Origin of the sequence: Mycobacterium sp. RTGN5 (genome assembly GCF_033804465.1) — a bacterium.
Taxonomy (GTDB): domain Bacteria; phylum Actinomycetota; class Actinomycetes; order Mycobacteriales; family Mycobacteriaceae; genus Mycobacterium.
Map to the genome: position 1 here is coordinate 139,621 of NZ_JAPZLA010000002.1, position 12,478 is coordinate 152,098.

12 protein-coding genes and 1 pseudogene are annotated in these 12,478 nt (G+C 66.2%); 2 read left to right on the plus strand and 11 right to left on the minus strand.

The features are described 5' to 3' along the window. Nucleotide 1: 1 nt before the first annotated feature. The 4 genes and pseudogenes from SLQ31_RS13230 to SLQ31_RS13245 form a co-directional block, all read right to left on the minus strand. On the minus strand, nt 2-436 hold the full coding sequence (locus SLQ31_RS13230; RefSeq protein ID WP_319433269.1) for a low molecular weight phosphatase family protein: 435 nt from the start codon (nt 434-436) through the stop codon (nt 2-4). Then, on the minus strand, nt 436-1,110 hold the full coding sequence (locus tag SLQ31_RS13235; protein WP_319433271.1) for an arsenate reductase ArsC: 675 nt from the start codon (nt 1,108-1,110) through the stop codon (nt 436-438). The genes SLQ31_RS13230 and SLQ31_RS13235 overlap by 1 nt, the downstream gene beginning before the upstream one ends. Next, nucleotides 1,110-2,216, minus strand: a pseudogene (gene arsB, locus SLQ31_RS13240) (ACR3 family arsenite efflux transporter); the annotation flags it as partial. The pseudogene arsB and the gene SLQ31_RS13235, both read right to left, overlap by 1 nt. A 4-nt stretch (nt 2,217-2,220) precedes the next feature. Continuing rightward, the gene (locus SLQ31_RS13245; protein ID WP_319433273.1) at nt 2,221-2,709 is read right to left on the minus strand and encodes an ArsI/CadI family heavy metal resistance metalloenzyme; all 489 of its coding nucleotides are present in this window, start codon (nt 2,707-2,709) and stop codon (nt 2,221-2,223) included. Between the two features lie 96 nt (nt 2,710-2,805). Here SLQ31_RS13245 and SLQ31_RS13250 point away from each other — a divergent pair, with 96 nt between their 5' ends. Next, nucleotides 2,806-3,165 (plus strand): Rv2640c family ArsR-like transcriptional regulator, encoded by a 360-nt coding sequence (locus SLQ31_RS13250; RefSeq protein WP_319433275.1) that lies wholly within the window; start codon nt 2,806-2,808, stop codon nt 3,163-3,165. A 236-nt stretch (nt 3,166-3,401) separates the two neighbouring features. Here SLQ31_RS13250 and glnA read toward each other — a convergent pair whose 3' ends face one another. After that, nucleotides 3,402-4,838 (minus strand): type I glutamate--ammonia ligase, encoded by a 1,437-nt coding sequence (glnA, locus tag SLQ31_RS13255; RefSeq protein ID WP_319433277.1) that lies wholly within the window; start codon nt 4,836-4,838, stop codon nt 3,402-3,404. Nucleotides 4,839-5,019: 181 nt separating this feature from the next. On the opposite strand from glnA, the gene SLQ31_RS13260 reads away from it, so the two are divergent. Further along, nucleotides 5,020-5,484: an RDD family protein gene (locus SLQ31_RS13260; protein WP_319433278.1), complete on the plus strand. Its 465-nt coding sequence runs from the start codon at nt 5,020-5,022 to the stop codon at nt 5,482-5,484. 13 nt (nt 5,485-5,497) lie between these two features. On the opposite strand, the gene SLQ31_RS13265 is transcribed toward SLQ31_RS13260, so the two are convergent. From SLQ31_RS13265 to sucB, 6 genes are read right to left on the minus strand one after another with little or no spacing between them, the layout of a single operon-like run. After that, nucleotides 5,498-7,291, minus strand: a complete 1,794-nt coding sequence (locus SLQ31_RS13265) for an amidohydrolase (protein ID WP_319433281.1) — start codon at nt 7,289-7,291, stop codon at nt 5,498-5,500. 18 nt (nt 7,292-7,309) lie between these two features. Continuing rightward, complete coding sequence (locus SLQ31_RS13270; RefSeq protein WP_319433283.1) at nt 7,310-8,062, minus strand: DUF4191 domain-containing protein; 753 nt, start codon at nt 8,060-8,062, stop codon at nt 7,310-7,312. Nucleotides 8,063-8,104: 42 nt separating this feature from the next. Then, a complete protein-coding gene (lipA, locus tag SLQ31_RS13275; RefSeq protein ID WP_319433285.1) occupies nt 8,105-9,067 on the minus strand; it encodes a lipoyl synthase in 963 nt (320 codons plus the stop codon). After that, nucleotides 9,064-9,738 (minus strand): lipoyl(octanoyl) transferase LipB, encoded by a 675-nt coding sequence (gene lipB / locus SLQ31_RS13280; protein WP_319433287.1) that lies wholly within the window; start codon nt 9,736-9,738, stop codon nt 9,064-9,066. Before lipB ends, lipA begins: the two co-directional genes overlap by 4 nt. 13 nt (nt 9,739-9,751) lie before the next feature. Further along, nucleotides 9,752-10,672 carry a TIGR01777 family oxidoreductase gene (locus tag SLQ31_RS13285; protein WP_319433289.1) on the minus strand — a complete coding sequence of 307 codons (921 nt, stop codon included), beginning with the start codon at nt 10,670-10,672 and terminating at the stop codon, nt 9,752-9,754. Nucleotides 10,673-10,676: 4 nt separating this feature from the next. Next, entirely contained in the window at nt 10,677-12,422 is a 1,746-nt protein-coding gene (gene sucB, locus SLQ31_RS13290) for a 2-oxoglutarate dehydrogenase, E2 component, dihydrolipoamide succinyltransferase (protein ID WP_319433291.1), read from the minus strand. Nucleotides 12,423-12,478: the final 56 nt, after the last annotated feature.

Genomic DNA, 12,478 nt, shown 5'->3' on the forward strand with positions numbered 1-12,478 from the left:
CTTAGGACCAGTCGCGTTGTTGCGTCAGTCGACAGTGAAGATCCGCGATGCGGTGGGCGATGTCTTCTCGAACCAATCGCATGCGTTCGATGCCGTTGATTCCGCGTTCGGATGGCTCGTCGGTGTCCCAGTTCTCAAATCGGGTTCCAGCGACTGGCTCGACGTGGGCTTCGCGCCCGAGGGTCACCACGATGTCGACGTGGCGGACGAGTTCTGGGTCGATGGGCTGGGGTGTCTCTGCGCTGATGTCAACTCCCACTTCGGCAAGCGACTCGGCGGAGAGTTTGTTGACTTTGCTGCCTGGCTTGGTGCCAGCAGAATGCACGTCCACAGCGTCACCGGCGATCTTGCGCATGAGTCCGGCGGCCATCTGGGACTTGCCCCCGTTCTTGACGCAGACGAACAACACCGACGGCGTGCGCTCGGATGAGGCCATCAGGCAGCGGGGGTGATGCCGAGTTCGGCGAGAAGCTGGCGCACACGCGCTTCGACGGTGTCGCGGATCGGTCGGACGGCGTCGATGCCTTGCCCAGCGGGGTCCGGCAATTCCCAGTTTTCGTAACGCTTTCCGGGGAAGAACGGGCAAGCGTCCCCACACCCCATGGTGACCACAACGTCGGCGGCCTGAACGATCTCGTCGGTCCATGGCTTGGGGAACTCGCGGGTGATGTCGATGCCGATCTCGGCCATGGCGGCCACGGCGGCGGGGTTGATCTCGTTGCCCGGTTCCGATCCGCCCGACCAGGCCACGCCTTGCTCCCCGGCGAGGTGGTTGAAGTATCCGAGCGCCATTTGGGAGCGGCCTGCATTGTGGGTGCACAGGAACAGCACGGTGGGTTTAGTGTCGGTGATCTTGCCTTCGACGCGGGCAAGGGCGGTGAGGCGTTGGCGTGCCCAGCGTTCGGCAAGCAGTGGCAAGAAGTTGGGGATGGTGGCGCGACCGGCGAACTGGTCGTAGGACGAGTGCAGGAATCGTTCGATGGTTTCGATGCCGAAGTGCTCGCCGAAGTCGGTGTGCAGGCGGGTGGCTGCCGTCTTCAATGCACGCTGCTGGTCGATGGACAGGTTGCCGCGAGCGTGGGCGGCCAGGGACGCGGGGCTGTCGGTCATGGTGTGCTCCTATCGTGCGTGGCGGTCGATGATGTTGCCTGGTTAGCGAAGCGGGGTCGTAAGGCAAGGGAGACGTAGACCAGGGCGACGAGGACGGGCACCTCAATCAGCGGGCCGACCACTCCGGCGAGCGCCTGTCCCGAGGTCGCGCCGTAGGTGGCGATTGCGACGGCGATGGCGAGTTCAAAGTTGTTGCCCGCTGCGGTGAATGCCAACGTGGTGGTGCGCTGATAGCCCAGCCCGAGCAGAGCGCCCAGTACGTAGCCGCCGCCCCACATGATCGCGAAATAGGCCAGTAGAGGCAGGGCGATCCGGACAACGTCTAGCGGGCGGCTGGTGATCTGATCCCCTTGCAGTGCAAAAAGAATGACGATGGTGAACAGCAGGCCATAGAGCGCCCACGGTCCGATCCTCGGTAGGAACTTCGCCTCGTACCAGTCGCGGCCTTTTGCTTTCTCCCCGAGCCGTCGGGAGAGGTATCCGGCGAGCAGGGGGATGCCGAGAAAGATGAGCACCGACTTGGCGATCTGCCACGGCGAGGTGCTGATGGTGGTCTGTGACAGGCCGAGCCAGCCGGGCAGCACGGACAGGTAGAACCAACCGAGGACGGCGAACATAACGACCTGGAACACCGAGTTGAGCGCGACGAGGACGGCGGCGGCTTCGCGGTCGCCACAGGCGAGGTCGTTCCAGATGATGACCATCGCGATGCAGCGGGCAAGGCCAACGATGATGAGGCCCGTGCGGTACTCGGGCAGGTCGGGCAGCAACAGCCACGCCAGCGCGAACATCAGCGCGGGACCGAGCACCCAGTTCAACAGCAAGGAGCTAAGGAGCAGCTTGCGGTCGCCGGTGACGGTATCGAGCCGGTCGTAGCGAACCTTGGCCAGGACCGGATACATCATGATCAACAACCCGAGCGCAATCGGCAGCGAGATGCCGTCGACTTGGACCTTGTCCAATGCGGTGTTCAGCCCTGGTACGAGGCGACCCAGAAGTAGACCGACCGCCATGGCGATGCCGATCCACACCGGCAGGAATCGGTCTAGCAGCGAGAGCTTCCCGACGACCGCGGTCTCTACTTCGGTTGCGGCAGGGGAGTTCACGATCTCAGCAGCAGGCGTTAGTAGCGGGTGATTTCTCGGCCTCGGCGTCGGCGGCGGCGGTGCCGCCACAGCAGACGCCACCCTCGGCGGTGCCGCCCTCAGAGTGTTCGGGGCTGTTGCCGAAGGTGTCGGAGTCGGCGAGGACGGTGTAGACCTCCCATTTTTCGCCGGCGGGTCCGGTGACCCACACCTTGTCCTGGGTGGCGAAGCAGCAGGTGGTTCCGATCTCCTCGTCGGTGAACAAACCTGCGTCGGTGAGGCGGGCGATCTCAGCGTGGACGGTCGCACTGGACTCGACCTCGACACCAAGGTGGTTGATGGTGCCGCCCTTGCCGGGGTTCTCTAGCAGGACCAACTTCAACGGCGGCTCGACAATCGCGAAGTTCGCATAACCCGGCTTCACCTTGGCTGGCTCGGTATTGAACAGCTTCGAGTAGAACGTGATGGCTTCGTCCAGGTCATCGACGTTGAGGGCAAGTTGAGCGCGGGACATGACGGCTCCTACCTATGTGGCTTATGTCGAACTATGGATAGCACTGATGATGCCACCTCTTCGATGTATGTCAATACCTGTGGCAAGATGGCAGGTATGCCGAAGACGTTGCCCGTGGTGGATATGTCCGCGCCGGTGTGCTGCTCGCCCATGGCCGCCGGCCCCCTCGACAACGAGGCGGCATTGGAGATCGCATTGCGGCTCAAGGCATTAGCGGACCCCGTTCGGGTCAAGTTGGTCTCGCTGCTGTTCAGTTCAGACGCTGGGGAGGTGTGCAGTCGCGACCTCGCGGCAGCGGTCGAACTAAGCGAATCAACGGTGAGTCACCACCTCACCCAGTTACGAACGGCGGGCCTGGTCGAATCCGAACGTCGGGGGATGAACGTCTACCACCGACCGCGCCGAGAATCGCTTATCGCGCTCTGCACGGTGCTCGACCCCAACTGCTGCCGCTAGGTCACTTCGGCATCCCTCGGCCAACACGCGGTAGACCGTCGCCCGCGATACACGCATCCGCCCGCGCAAACGCTGGACACCTACGGGCACTTGTGGCCCGACGCAGACGAGTCCACCCGCTCGACAATCGGTGGAGTGATTGCCGAACGGATGGACTCGTATCGAACCCCTGCGGACCAACTGCGGACTAGCAGCGCCGATTAAGGCCATATCTGCTGTTCAGCGAGTTAGCCGGCTTAGACGTCGTAGTACAGCGCGAACTCGTACGGGTGAGGCCGGATCTGCACGGGCAGGATCTCGTTCTCACGCTTGTAGGCGATGTAGGTCTCGATGAGATCCTCGGTGAACACGCCACCCTCGGTGAGGTATTCGTGGTCCTCTTCGAGCCGGTCGATGACGGCCGACAGCGAGGTGGGCGCCTGCGGGATCGCGGCGGCCTCGTCCGGCGGCAACTCGTAGAGGTCCTTGTCGACCGGGGTCAGCGGCTCGATCTTCTTCTTGATGCCGTCGATACCGGCCATCAACATCGCCGCGAACGCCAGGTACGGGTTGCCCGAGCTGTCCGGGCAACGGAACTCGAGGCGCTTGGCCTTGGGGTTGTTGCCGGTGATCGGGATACGCACACAGGCAGAGCGGTTGCGCTGGCTGTACACCAGGTTGATCGGAGCCTCGTAGCCAGGCACCAGGCGCTTGTAGGAGTTCACCGTCGCGTTGGTGAACGCCAGCAGTGACGGCGCGTGGTGCAGGATGCCGCCGATGTAGTGCCGGGCGATGTCCGACAGACCCGCGTAGCCGGCCTCGTCGTGGAACAACGGCTTGCCGTCCTTCCACAGCGACTGGTGGGCGTGCATGCCCGAACCGTTGTCGCCGAACAGCGGCTTGGGCATGAAGGTGACCGTCTTGCCGTTGGCCCACGCGGTGTTCTTGATGATGTATTTGAACAGCAGCACATCATCGGCCGCGTGCAGCAGCGTGTTGAACTTGTAGTTGATCTCGGCCTGGCCGGCGGTGCCGACCTCGTGGTGGCCGCGCTCCAGCGTGAAGCCCGCGTTCTGCAGGTTCGTGGCCATCTCGTCGCGCAGATCGACGTAATGGTCGTAGGGAGCGACGGGGAAATAGCCACCCTTCGGGCGGACCTTGTACCCCAGGTTCGGGCTGCCGTCGGCCTCATAGGGCTCGCCGGTGTTCCACCAACCGGACTCGGAGTCGACCTCATAGGAGGTGCCGTTGATCTTCGAGTCGAAGGTCACCGAGTCGAAGATGTAGAACTCTGCCTCGGCACCGAAGTAGCAGGTGTCGGCGATGCCGGTGCTGGTCAGGTAGTTCTCGGCCTTGCGGGCGACGTTGCGCGGGTCGCGCGAGTAGGCCTCGCGGGTGAACGGGTCGTGGACGAAGAACTGGAGGTTCAGCGTCTTCGCCTTGCGGAACGGGTCGATACGCGCGGTCTCGGGGTCCGGCAACAGCATCATGTCGGACTCGTGGATGGACTGGAAGCCGCGCACCGACGAGCCGTCGAACGCGAGGCCGTCCTCGAACACGCTCTCGTCGAACGCGGAGGCGGGGATGGAGAAGTGCTGAACCGAGCCGGGCAGATCGCAGAAGCGGATGTCGACGTACTCGACCTTCTCGTCTTTGATCAGCTTGAACAGGTCGTCAGCGTTCTTTTCTGCCACTTACTAATCTCCTTCGGTGCAGCCGGTTTTTGCGCAGGTCTCGGCAATGGGTTTGTTAACCCGCGGTTGACGCTATGAAGTTGATGTTGCCTGCCCATCAAGCGCATGTTGCGCCGACGTTACGCATCCTAGGTGCAGGCACGACGCTGGGGCCTGCCGCAGGCCCGCATATCCTGGGGCCATGGCGCGTGAGATCGGATCCTGGCTGTCCGGACCGGAAGGGGCAAGCCCCGGAGCCGAGGAGGGATGGCCCGGTCAGGACCTCGGTCTGCCGGAATCCGGTCCGGGTTCGCTGGCCCGGATGGGCCGGCGGTTCCTGGCGCTGCTGATCGACTGGTTCATTGCCTACGGGCTGGCCGCACTGGGCATGACGGTGGGCATCCTCAGCATCTCCACGCTGTCCACGGCGGTGTTGGCGATCTGGTTCGTGCTGGGTGTGCTGTCGCTGCGGCTGTTCGGCTTCACTCCCGGGCAGTACGCGCTCGGCTTGATGGTGGTTCCGGTCGATAACCGCCAGCACGTGGGCAGCGGGCGGGCGATCGTGCGGGGCCTGTTGCTGTCCCTGGTGATTCCCGGGCTGTTCACCGACGCCGACGGCCGCGGCCTGCAGGACAAGTTCACTGCGACGGCGGTCGTTCGCCGCTGAGGTTCGTCGAACTTTAGACCTGGTGGCGGACCTGACCGTTCATCATCGTCATGGTGATGGTGGCCCGGTGGATGTCGTGCGGGTCGACCTCGAAGATGTTGGTATCCAACACGATGAGATCAGCCCGCTTGCCCACCTCGACCGAGCCGACTTTATCGTCGAGCCGGATCTGGTAGGCCGCACCCATGGTGTTGGCATGCACCGCCTCGGCGACGCTGAGTCGCTGATCGGTCGGCGCCAGCACGGGTGCGTTCGCTTCGCCGATCAGCTGACGGGTCACCCCGATCTGGATGGACTCCAGCGGCTTGTAGGTGGAGAAGTACCCCGCCGCCGGCCAGTCGGTCCCCAGTGAAATACGGCCACCGGAGCGCAGGATGTCCTGCGTCCGATAGAACAGATCCTGCCGTGGCTTGCCATAGCGCGCCGCCATGTTCAGCACCGTGTCGGGGTCGGCCGACATCCAGTTCGCCGAAAACTGGCCGATCACACCGAGTTTGCCGAACCGCTGACTGTCGGGATCCTCGACGTACACCAGATGGGCGATCGTATGCCTGCGGTCCCGGGGTGGGTTGGCCGCGATCGCCGCCTCGATGGAATCCAGCGCCGTGCGCGCCGTGTGTTCACCGCACGCATGCACGTGCACGTCGAACCCGGCGGCGTCGACCTCCCGGACCAGTTGGCGCCACTGATCTTCGGTGAACGGGGATGCGCCGATCGAATCCGGCTTGTCCGCATACGGCTCGATGAGCCACGCCGTGTAACCACCTTGCGTGCCGTCACCGATGACCTTCACCACGCCGACGTTGACCAGCTCGGTCGAGATCCGGTTGCGGATATCGGTCAGCTTGGCCACCGCGTCGTCGACCGGCGGGGATTTCACGCTGTAGGACGCGACCACCCGGAACGGCAGCGCCCCGCGCTGCTCCAGGTCGGTGTACAGGCTGATGATGGCGCCCTGGTCCTCACCGATCGGCGGCACCCCGGCATCGAAGACCGAGGTGATCCCCGCGGCCGACGCCTTCGGCAGCCACGTCTCCAGCAGCGTCTGCATCGAATGCGCTGAGATCGGGTCGACGGCGTTGACCAGGCTCAGCACGGCATCGACTTCGAGGATGTAGCCGGTCGGGTCGCCGTGCTCGTCGCGGGCGTAATAACTGAAACCGGGAATCGGATCAGGGGTGTCCCGGCCGACGCCGGCCTTCTCCAACGCCTTGCTGTTGGCCCACATGCTGTGACCGTCGATCGCGAAGAAGAACCCGGGCCGGTCGGGCAGCACCCGGTCCAGCTCGCCGCGGGTAGGCCCGTCGGGCCCGAACATGTCGACGCGCCAACCGAATCCACGCACTGGACCGTCGGGATGTTCCTTCGCGTATGCGGCGATCGCAGCCAGCGCGTCCGCACCCGTGGGCACTTGAAGGTCGACACCGCTGGTCAGGAACGCGCCGAGGAACGGGTGGATGTGACCCTCCACGAACCCCGGCAATAGCAGGTTGCCTTTGAGGTCGACGACGTGCGTGTCGGGGCCTGCGAGCGCCATCGCGCCGGCGTCGTCCCCGACATAGGCGATCGTGTTGCCCGTGACAGCCACCGCCTGCGCCCACGGCTTGGCGGGTGACACGGTGTAGATCCGGCCGCTGCGGAACACGAAGTCGGCGGTTGTGCGGCCCACCGCCGCGGGCGGCTTCGCACACGCCGCACCTGTCGCCGCGACGGCCGTCACCGCCACGGCTCGCAGCGCCGTCCGCCGCGTCAGAACTCCGGAACCGAGAGCGCTGAAGTGCGGCGCCCACTCACATGCAGTACACAAAACGGCCCCCCAAGCCCGTCAGCGTCGCCGCACCGTGCGTGCCACGCCCTTCATCTTCGCCTGCGCGGGCAGCGGCCCCTTCGGCATCGCCGCCGGACCCGCCCGGGTGCCCAGCGCGGCGAGCTTGGACTCCAGCACGTCCATCTGCTTGACGGTGATGTTGGCCGGCAGCTTGGTCAGATGCCGCTCCAGCTTGGACAGCGGCACCTCGCCCTCGCCGTTGCCGACGATCACGTCGTAGATCGGGATGTCACCGACCAGCCGCGCGGTGCGCTTCTTCTCCTGCGCCAGCAGCGGCTTCACCCGCGCCGGGGAACCCTCGGCGACGAAGATCACGCCGGGACGGCCGATCACCCGGTGCACGGCGTCGAAGTGACCGGTGGCCGCGACCCCCGGGGTCACCCGCCACTTGCCGCGCAGGTTGTCCAGGGCCCAGGCCGCCGCACCGGTCTGACCCTCAGCCTTGGTGAACACCGACTTCTGCGCGCGCCGGCCGAAGATGATGAACGCCACCAGCGCGCCCAGCACCACGCCCAGCGGGATCAGCATGTACATGGTGAACCCGCCGACGACAACGCCGGCGGCCACTGATGCTCCCAGGATCAGCACGAACGCACCGATCATGTAGGGCAGCAGCCGCTTGTCTTCCTTGCGCTGCATCTGGAACGCCTGCCACAGCTGCTTGCGGCGCTGCTTGGCAGCGGCCTTGCTGGCAGCCTTTGCCTCGGCCTTGGCTGCCTTGTCTTGCGCAGCGTTGCGGGTTTTCGCCATAACTACCAAGAATACGGGCCCGCGATCAGCGTGACGCCGCGGTCACCGCGTGAGCTTGTGCGCCGCCGCTGCCTGCTGATACAGCCGGCCGGCACGGTAAGAGGAGCGCACCAGCGGTCCGGACAGCACCCCGGCGAATCCCAGCCCCTCGGCGTAGGTGGCCAGGTCGACGAACTCCTCGGGCCTGACCCACCGCTCGACCGGGTGGTGACGCAGCGACGGGCGCAGGTACTGGGTGATCGTGATGATGTCGCATCCCGCGCTGTGCAGATCGGTCAGCGCGGTGTGCACCTCGTCGATGGTCTCGCCCATGCCCAGGATCAGGTTGCTCTTGGTGACCAGTGCGGCCTCGCGGGCGGCGGTCAGCACATCGAGGCTGCGCTGGTAGCGGAAGGCCGGACGGATCCGCTTGAAGATCCGGGGCACCGTTTCCACGTTGTGCGCGAACACTTCCGGCCGCGAGTCGAACACCTCGCGCAGCAGCTCCGGCTCGCCGTTGAAGTCCGGGGCCAACAGCTCCACCCCGGTGGCCGGGTTGAGTTCCTTGATGGCGCGCACCGTTTCGGCGTACAGCCACGCCCCGCCGTCGGGCAGGTCATCGCGGGCCACCCCGGTCACCGTCGCGTAGCGCAAGCCCATCGCGGCGACGCTCTCGGCGACCCGCCGCGGCTCGTCGCGATCGAGCTCCGCGGGCTTGCCGGTGTCGATCTGGCAGAAATCACAGCGCCGGGTGCATTGCTCGCCGCCGATGAGGAATGTCGCCTCGCGGTCTTCCCAGCATTCGAAGATATTGGGACAGCCGGCTTCTTCGCAGACGGTATGCAGACCTTCGCGCTTGACCAGTGCTTTGAGATTCGTGTACTCGGGGCCCATTCGCGCCCGGGTCTTGATCCACGGCGGCTTGCGCTCGATCGGCGTCTCGGCGTTGCGAACCTCCAGGCGCAGCAGTTTGCGGCCTTCCGGAGCCGCTGGGCCGGCGACATCGGACCGAGCGGGAACTGTCACGTGGTCAATGTTACGGGCAGGCGGCCGTCCAGTGCGTCACACACCGTCTCGGCCACTCGGGTACGGACGTCCTCGACACCGACGGGCCGGCCCAGTTCCGCCGTCAGCGAAGTCACCCCGGCGTCGGCGATTCCACACGGCACGATCGTCGAGTACGCCTGCAGGTCGCAGTCGCAGTTCAGGGCGAACCCGTGCAGCGTCGTCCCGCGGGCCACTCGAATGCCGATCGCGGCGATCTTGCGGGCCGGGCGAGCACCCTCGGCAGGCAGCCACACCCCGGAGCGGCCGTCCACCCGACCGGCGTCGACCCCGAAGTCGGCACACACGCGGATCAGCGATTCCTCAAGGCGCCGAACGAAATTCACCACATCCAATGGTTCGGCCAGGCCGATCACCGGATAGCCGACCAGCTGTCCGGGGCCGTGCCAGGTGATCTTGCCGCCGCGATCGGTGTCGATGACGGGTGTGCCGTCCATCGGCCGTTCGTGGGCTTCGGTGCGTTTACCCGCGGTGTAGACCGCGGGATGCTCCAGCAACAGCAGCGTGTCCGGTCCACCGGCCACCCGGGCGTCGGCCACCTCGCGCTGTAATTCCCAGGCCGCCAGGTAGTCGATGGTGCCCAGCTGGCGCACCTGCAGGTCCGCTGAGCTGGATCGGATTGACTGCCGCACCTCCTCGACGCTACTACGCAGAGGTGGACGCGGTCGCGTACGCGAGCGCCTCGCCGATGGTGTTGTGGTGGAAGACGAACCCGGCCCGCTCCAGCGCGGCGGGGATGGCCCGCTGCCCGTCGAGCAGCCCCTCGTCGGCGAACTCGCCGAGCAGAGTGCGCAACGCGAACCCGGGCACCAGCAACGCCGTCGGCCGGTTCAGCGCCCGGCCCAACGCCGCGGTGAACTCCGAATTGGTCACCGGCGCCGGTCCGGTGAAGTTCACCGGACCGGACAGGTCGTCGTTGTTGATCGCGAACAACAGCCCGCGGATCTCGTCCTCGAGGCTGATCCACGGCATGTACTGCCGCCCGCTGCCCAGCCGAGCGCCCAGGCCGAGGCTGAACAGTGGACGCAGCCGAGCCAGCACCCCGCCGCCGGGGGACAGCACCAACCCTGACCGGGCCAGCACCACGCGCGCACCGGCGTCCTCGGCGGCCAGCGCCGCGGACTCCCAGTCGATGCAGAGCCGGGAGAGGAAACCCCCTCCGGCAGGCGCGGTTTCGTCGACGACGCGGCCGCGGGTGTCGCCGTAGTAGCCGACCGCGCTGGCGTTGATGAGCACCGGGACGCCGGCGTCGGCGACGGCGGCGGAGATCACCTCGGTGGGACCGATGCGGCTGTCGCGCAGGCTCTGCTTGAACGCGCCCGACCACCGTTTCTCGCCGACGTTCACCCCGCACAGGTTGATCACGGCGTCGACGCCCTCCAGGCCGGCGGGATCGAACTCGCCGCTGTCGGGATTCCAGTGCAGCTCGTCGCCGTTGGCCGGTGCCCTGCGCACGATGCGCACCACACGGTGGTCGGCGGCACGCAGCGCTGACACCAACGCCGAACCAATGAGGCCGGATGAACCGGCTATCGCAACGACGAGCCCCTCTACCGGTTGGCTCATAGCGTCACAGGCCTAGGTCGGCCTCGAACGCCCCTTCTTCGAGCCGCCGCTTGATGGTGGTCAGGAAGCGGCCGGCGTCCGCGCCGTCGATCAGCCGGTGATCGTAGGTGAGCGGCAGATAGCAGATGGATCGAACACCGATCGACTCGTTGCCGAGGTCGTCGACGATTACCCGGGGCCGTTTCACGATCGCGCCGGTGCCCAGCATCGCGGCCTGCGGCGGCACCAGGATCGGGGTGTCGAACAACGCGCCCTGGCTGCCGATGTTGGTGATCGTGAACGTGCCACCGGAGAGTTCATCGGGTTTGAGGTTGCCGCTGCGGGCCCGGTCGGCGATGTCGTGGATGGCGCGCGCCAGCCCGGCCAGCGAAAGGTCACCGGCGTTGTGCACCACCGGCGAGAGCAGACCCTGCTCGGTGTCCACTGCGAAGCCGAGGTTCTCGGCGTCGTAGTAGGTGATCTCTTTGGTGTCCTCGTTGTAGCTGGCGTTGATGTTCGGATGTGCCTTGAGCGCATCGATCACCGCGCGGGCGATGAACGGCAGGTAGGTCAGGTTGACCCCTTCCTGCTCGGCGAAGGTGGTCTTCGCCTTGGCCCGCAGCGCCACGATCTTGGTCATGTCGACCTCGTGGGTCTGCGTCAACTGCGCAGTGGTCTGCAGCGATTCGCGGGTCTTCTTGGCGGTGATCTGCCGGATCCGGTTGGCCTTTTGCGTGGTGCCGCGCAGATGAGCCAGGGGCGACGGTGCCGCCGAGGCAGCCGGGGCGGCGGCCGCCGGTGCCGCGGCTGCAGGAGCGGCGGCGGGGGCCTTCTTGGCCTCAGCGGCGGCCAGCACATCCTGCTTGCGAATGCGACCGCCGACGCCGGTGCCCTTGACGCTGGTGAGGTCAATCTCGTTCTCGACGGCCAACTTTCGTACCAGCGGGGTGACGTACGGGCTGCCGTCGCCTGCGGCACCCTCGTCAGCGGCCGCCGGCGCCTGCTTGGGCTCGGGCGTGGGTTCCGGCTTGGGCTCGGGCTTCGGTTCGGGCTTGGGCTCGGCCTTCGGTTCCGGTTTGGGTTCGGCCTTCGGCTCGGGTTTAGGTTCCGGCTTCGGTTCGGCCTTGGGTTCCGGCGCGGCACCGGCTTCGCCGACCTTGGCCAGCTCGCCACCGACCGCGACGGTGTCGTCCTCCTCGGCGGTGATGCTGATCAGCGTCCCGGCCACCGGTGAGGGGATCTCGGTGTCGACCTTGTCGGTGGACACCTCGACCAGGGGCTCGTCGACGTCAACCGAGTCGCCGACCTTCTTCAGCCACCGGGTCACGGTGCCCTCGGTGACGGACTCGCCGAGTTCGGGCATCACCACTGAGGTCGAGGACCCCGACGACTCTGCGGCCGGCTGCGCGGCGGGTTCGGGCTCAGGTTCGGATTCGGGCTCGCTCTCTTCGGCGGCCGGCTCCGGCTGGGCGGCTGGCTCCTCGGCGGGCTTCTCCTCGGCAGCCGGGGCGGGCTCCGAGGAGGCCTCCTCGCCGGCTTCCCCGATGATCCCGAGTTCGCCACCGACCTCGACGGTGTCGTCCTCCTGGGCAACGATCTTGGTCAGCACGCCCGACACCGGCGAGGGGATCTCCGTGTCGACCTTGTCGGTCGAGACCTCGAGCAGAGGTTCGTCGACCTCGACGGTATCGCCCTCTTGCTTGAGCCACCGGGTGACGGTCCCCTCGGTGACGCTCTCACCGAGTGCCGGCATCTGGACGGAGACGGCCATTGTGTTGACTCCCTCGAACGGTCAGTCGTGCGGGTCGGGCTTATGGCATACCACAG

Excerpts from the sequence above, each read along its gene's own strand:
- sucB (WP_319433291.1), bottom strand. The coding sequence starts at position 12,422 with ATGGCCGTCTCCGTCCAGATGCCGGCACTCGGTGAGAGCGTCACCGAG.
- SLQ31_RS13250 (WP_319433275.1), top strand. The coding sequence starts at position 2,806 with ATGCCGAAGACGTTGCCCGTGGTGGATATGTCCGCGCCGGTGTGCTGC.
- SLQ31_RS13270 (WP_319433283.1), bottom strand. The coding sequence starts at position 8,062 with ATGGCGAAAACCCGCAACGCTGCGCAAGACAAGGCAGCCAAGGCCGAG.
- SLQ31_RS13230 (WP_319433269.1), bottom strand. The coding sequence starts at position 436 with ATGGCCTCATCCGAGCGCACGCCGTCGGTGTTGTTCGTCTGCGTCAAG.
- SLQ31_RS13245 (WP_319433273.1), bottom strand. The coding sequence starts at position 2,709 with ATGTCCCGCGCTCAACTTGCCCTCAACGTCGATGACCTGGACGAAGCC.
- SLQ31_RS13285 (WP_319433289.1), bottom strand. The coding sequence starts at position 10,672 with ATGAGCCAACCGGTAGAGGGGCTCGTCGTTGCGATAGCCGGTTCATCC.
- SLQ31_RS13235 (WP_319433271.1), bottom strand. The coding sequence starts at position 1,110 with ATGACCGACAGCCCCGCGTCCCTGGCCGCCCACGCTCGCGGCAACCTG.
- SLQ31_RS13260 (WP_319433278.1), top strand. The coding sequence starts at position 5,020 with ATGGCGCGTGAGATCGGATCCTGGCTGTCCGGACCGGAAGGGGCAAGC.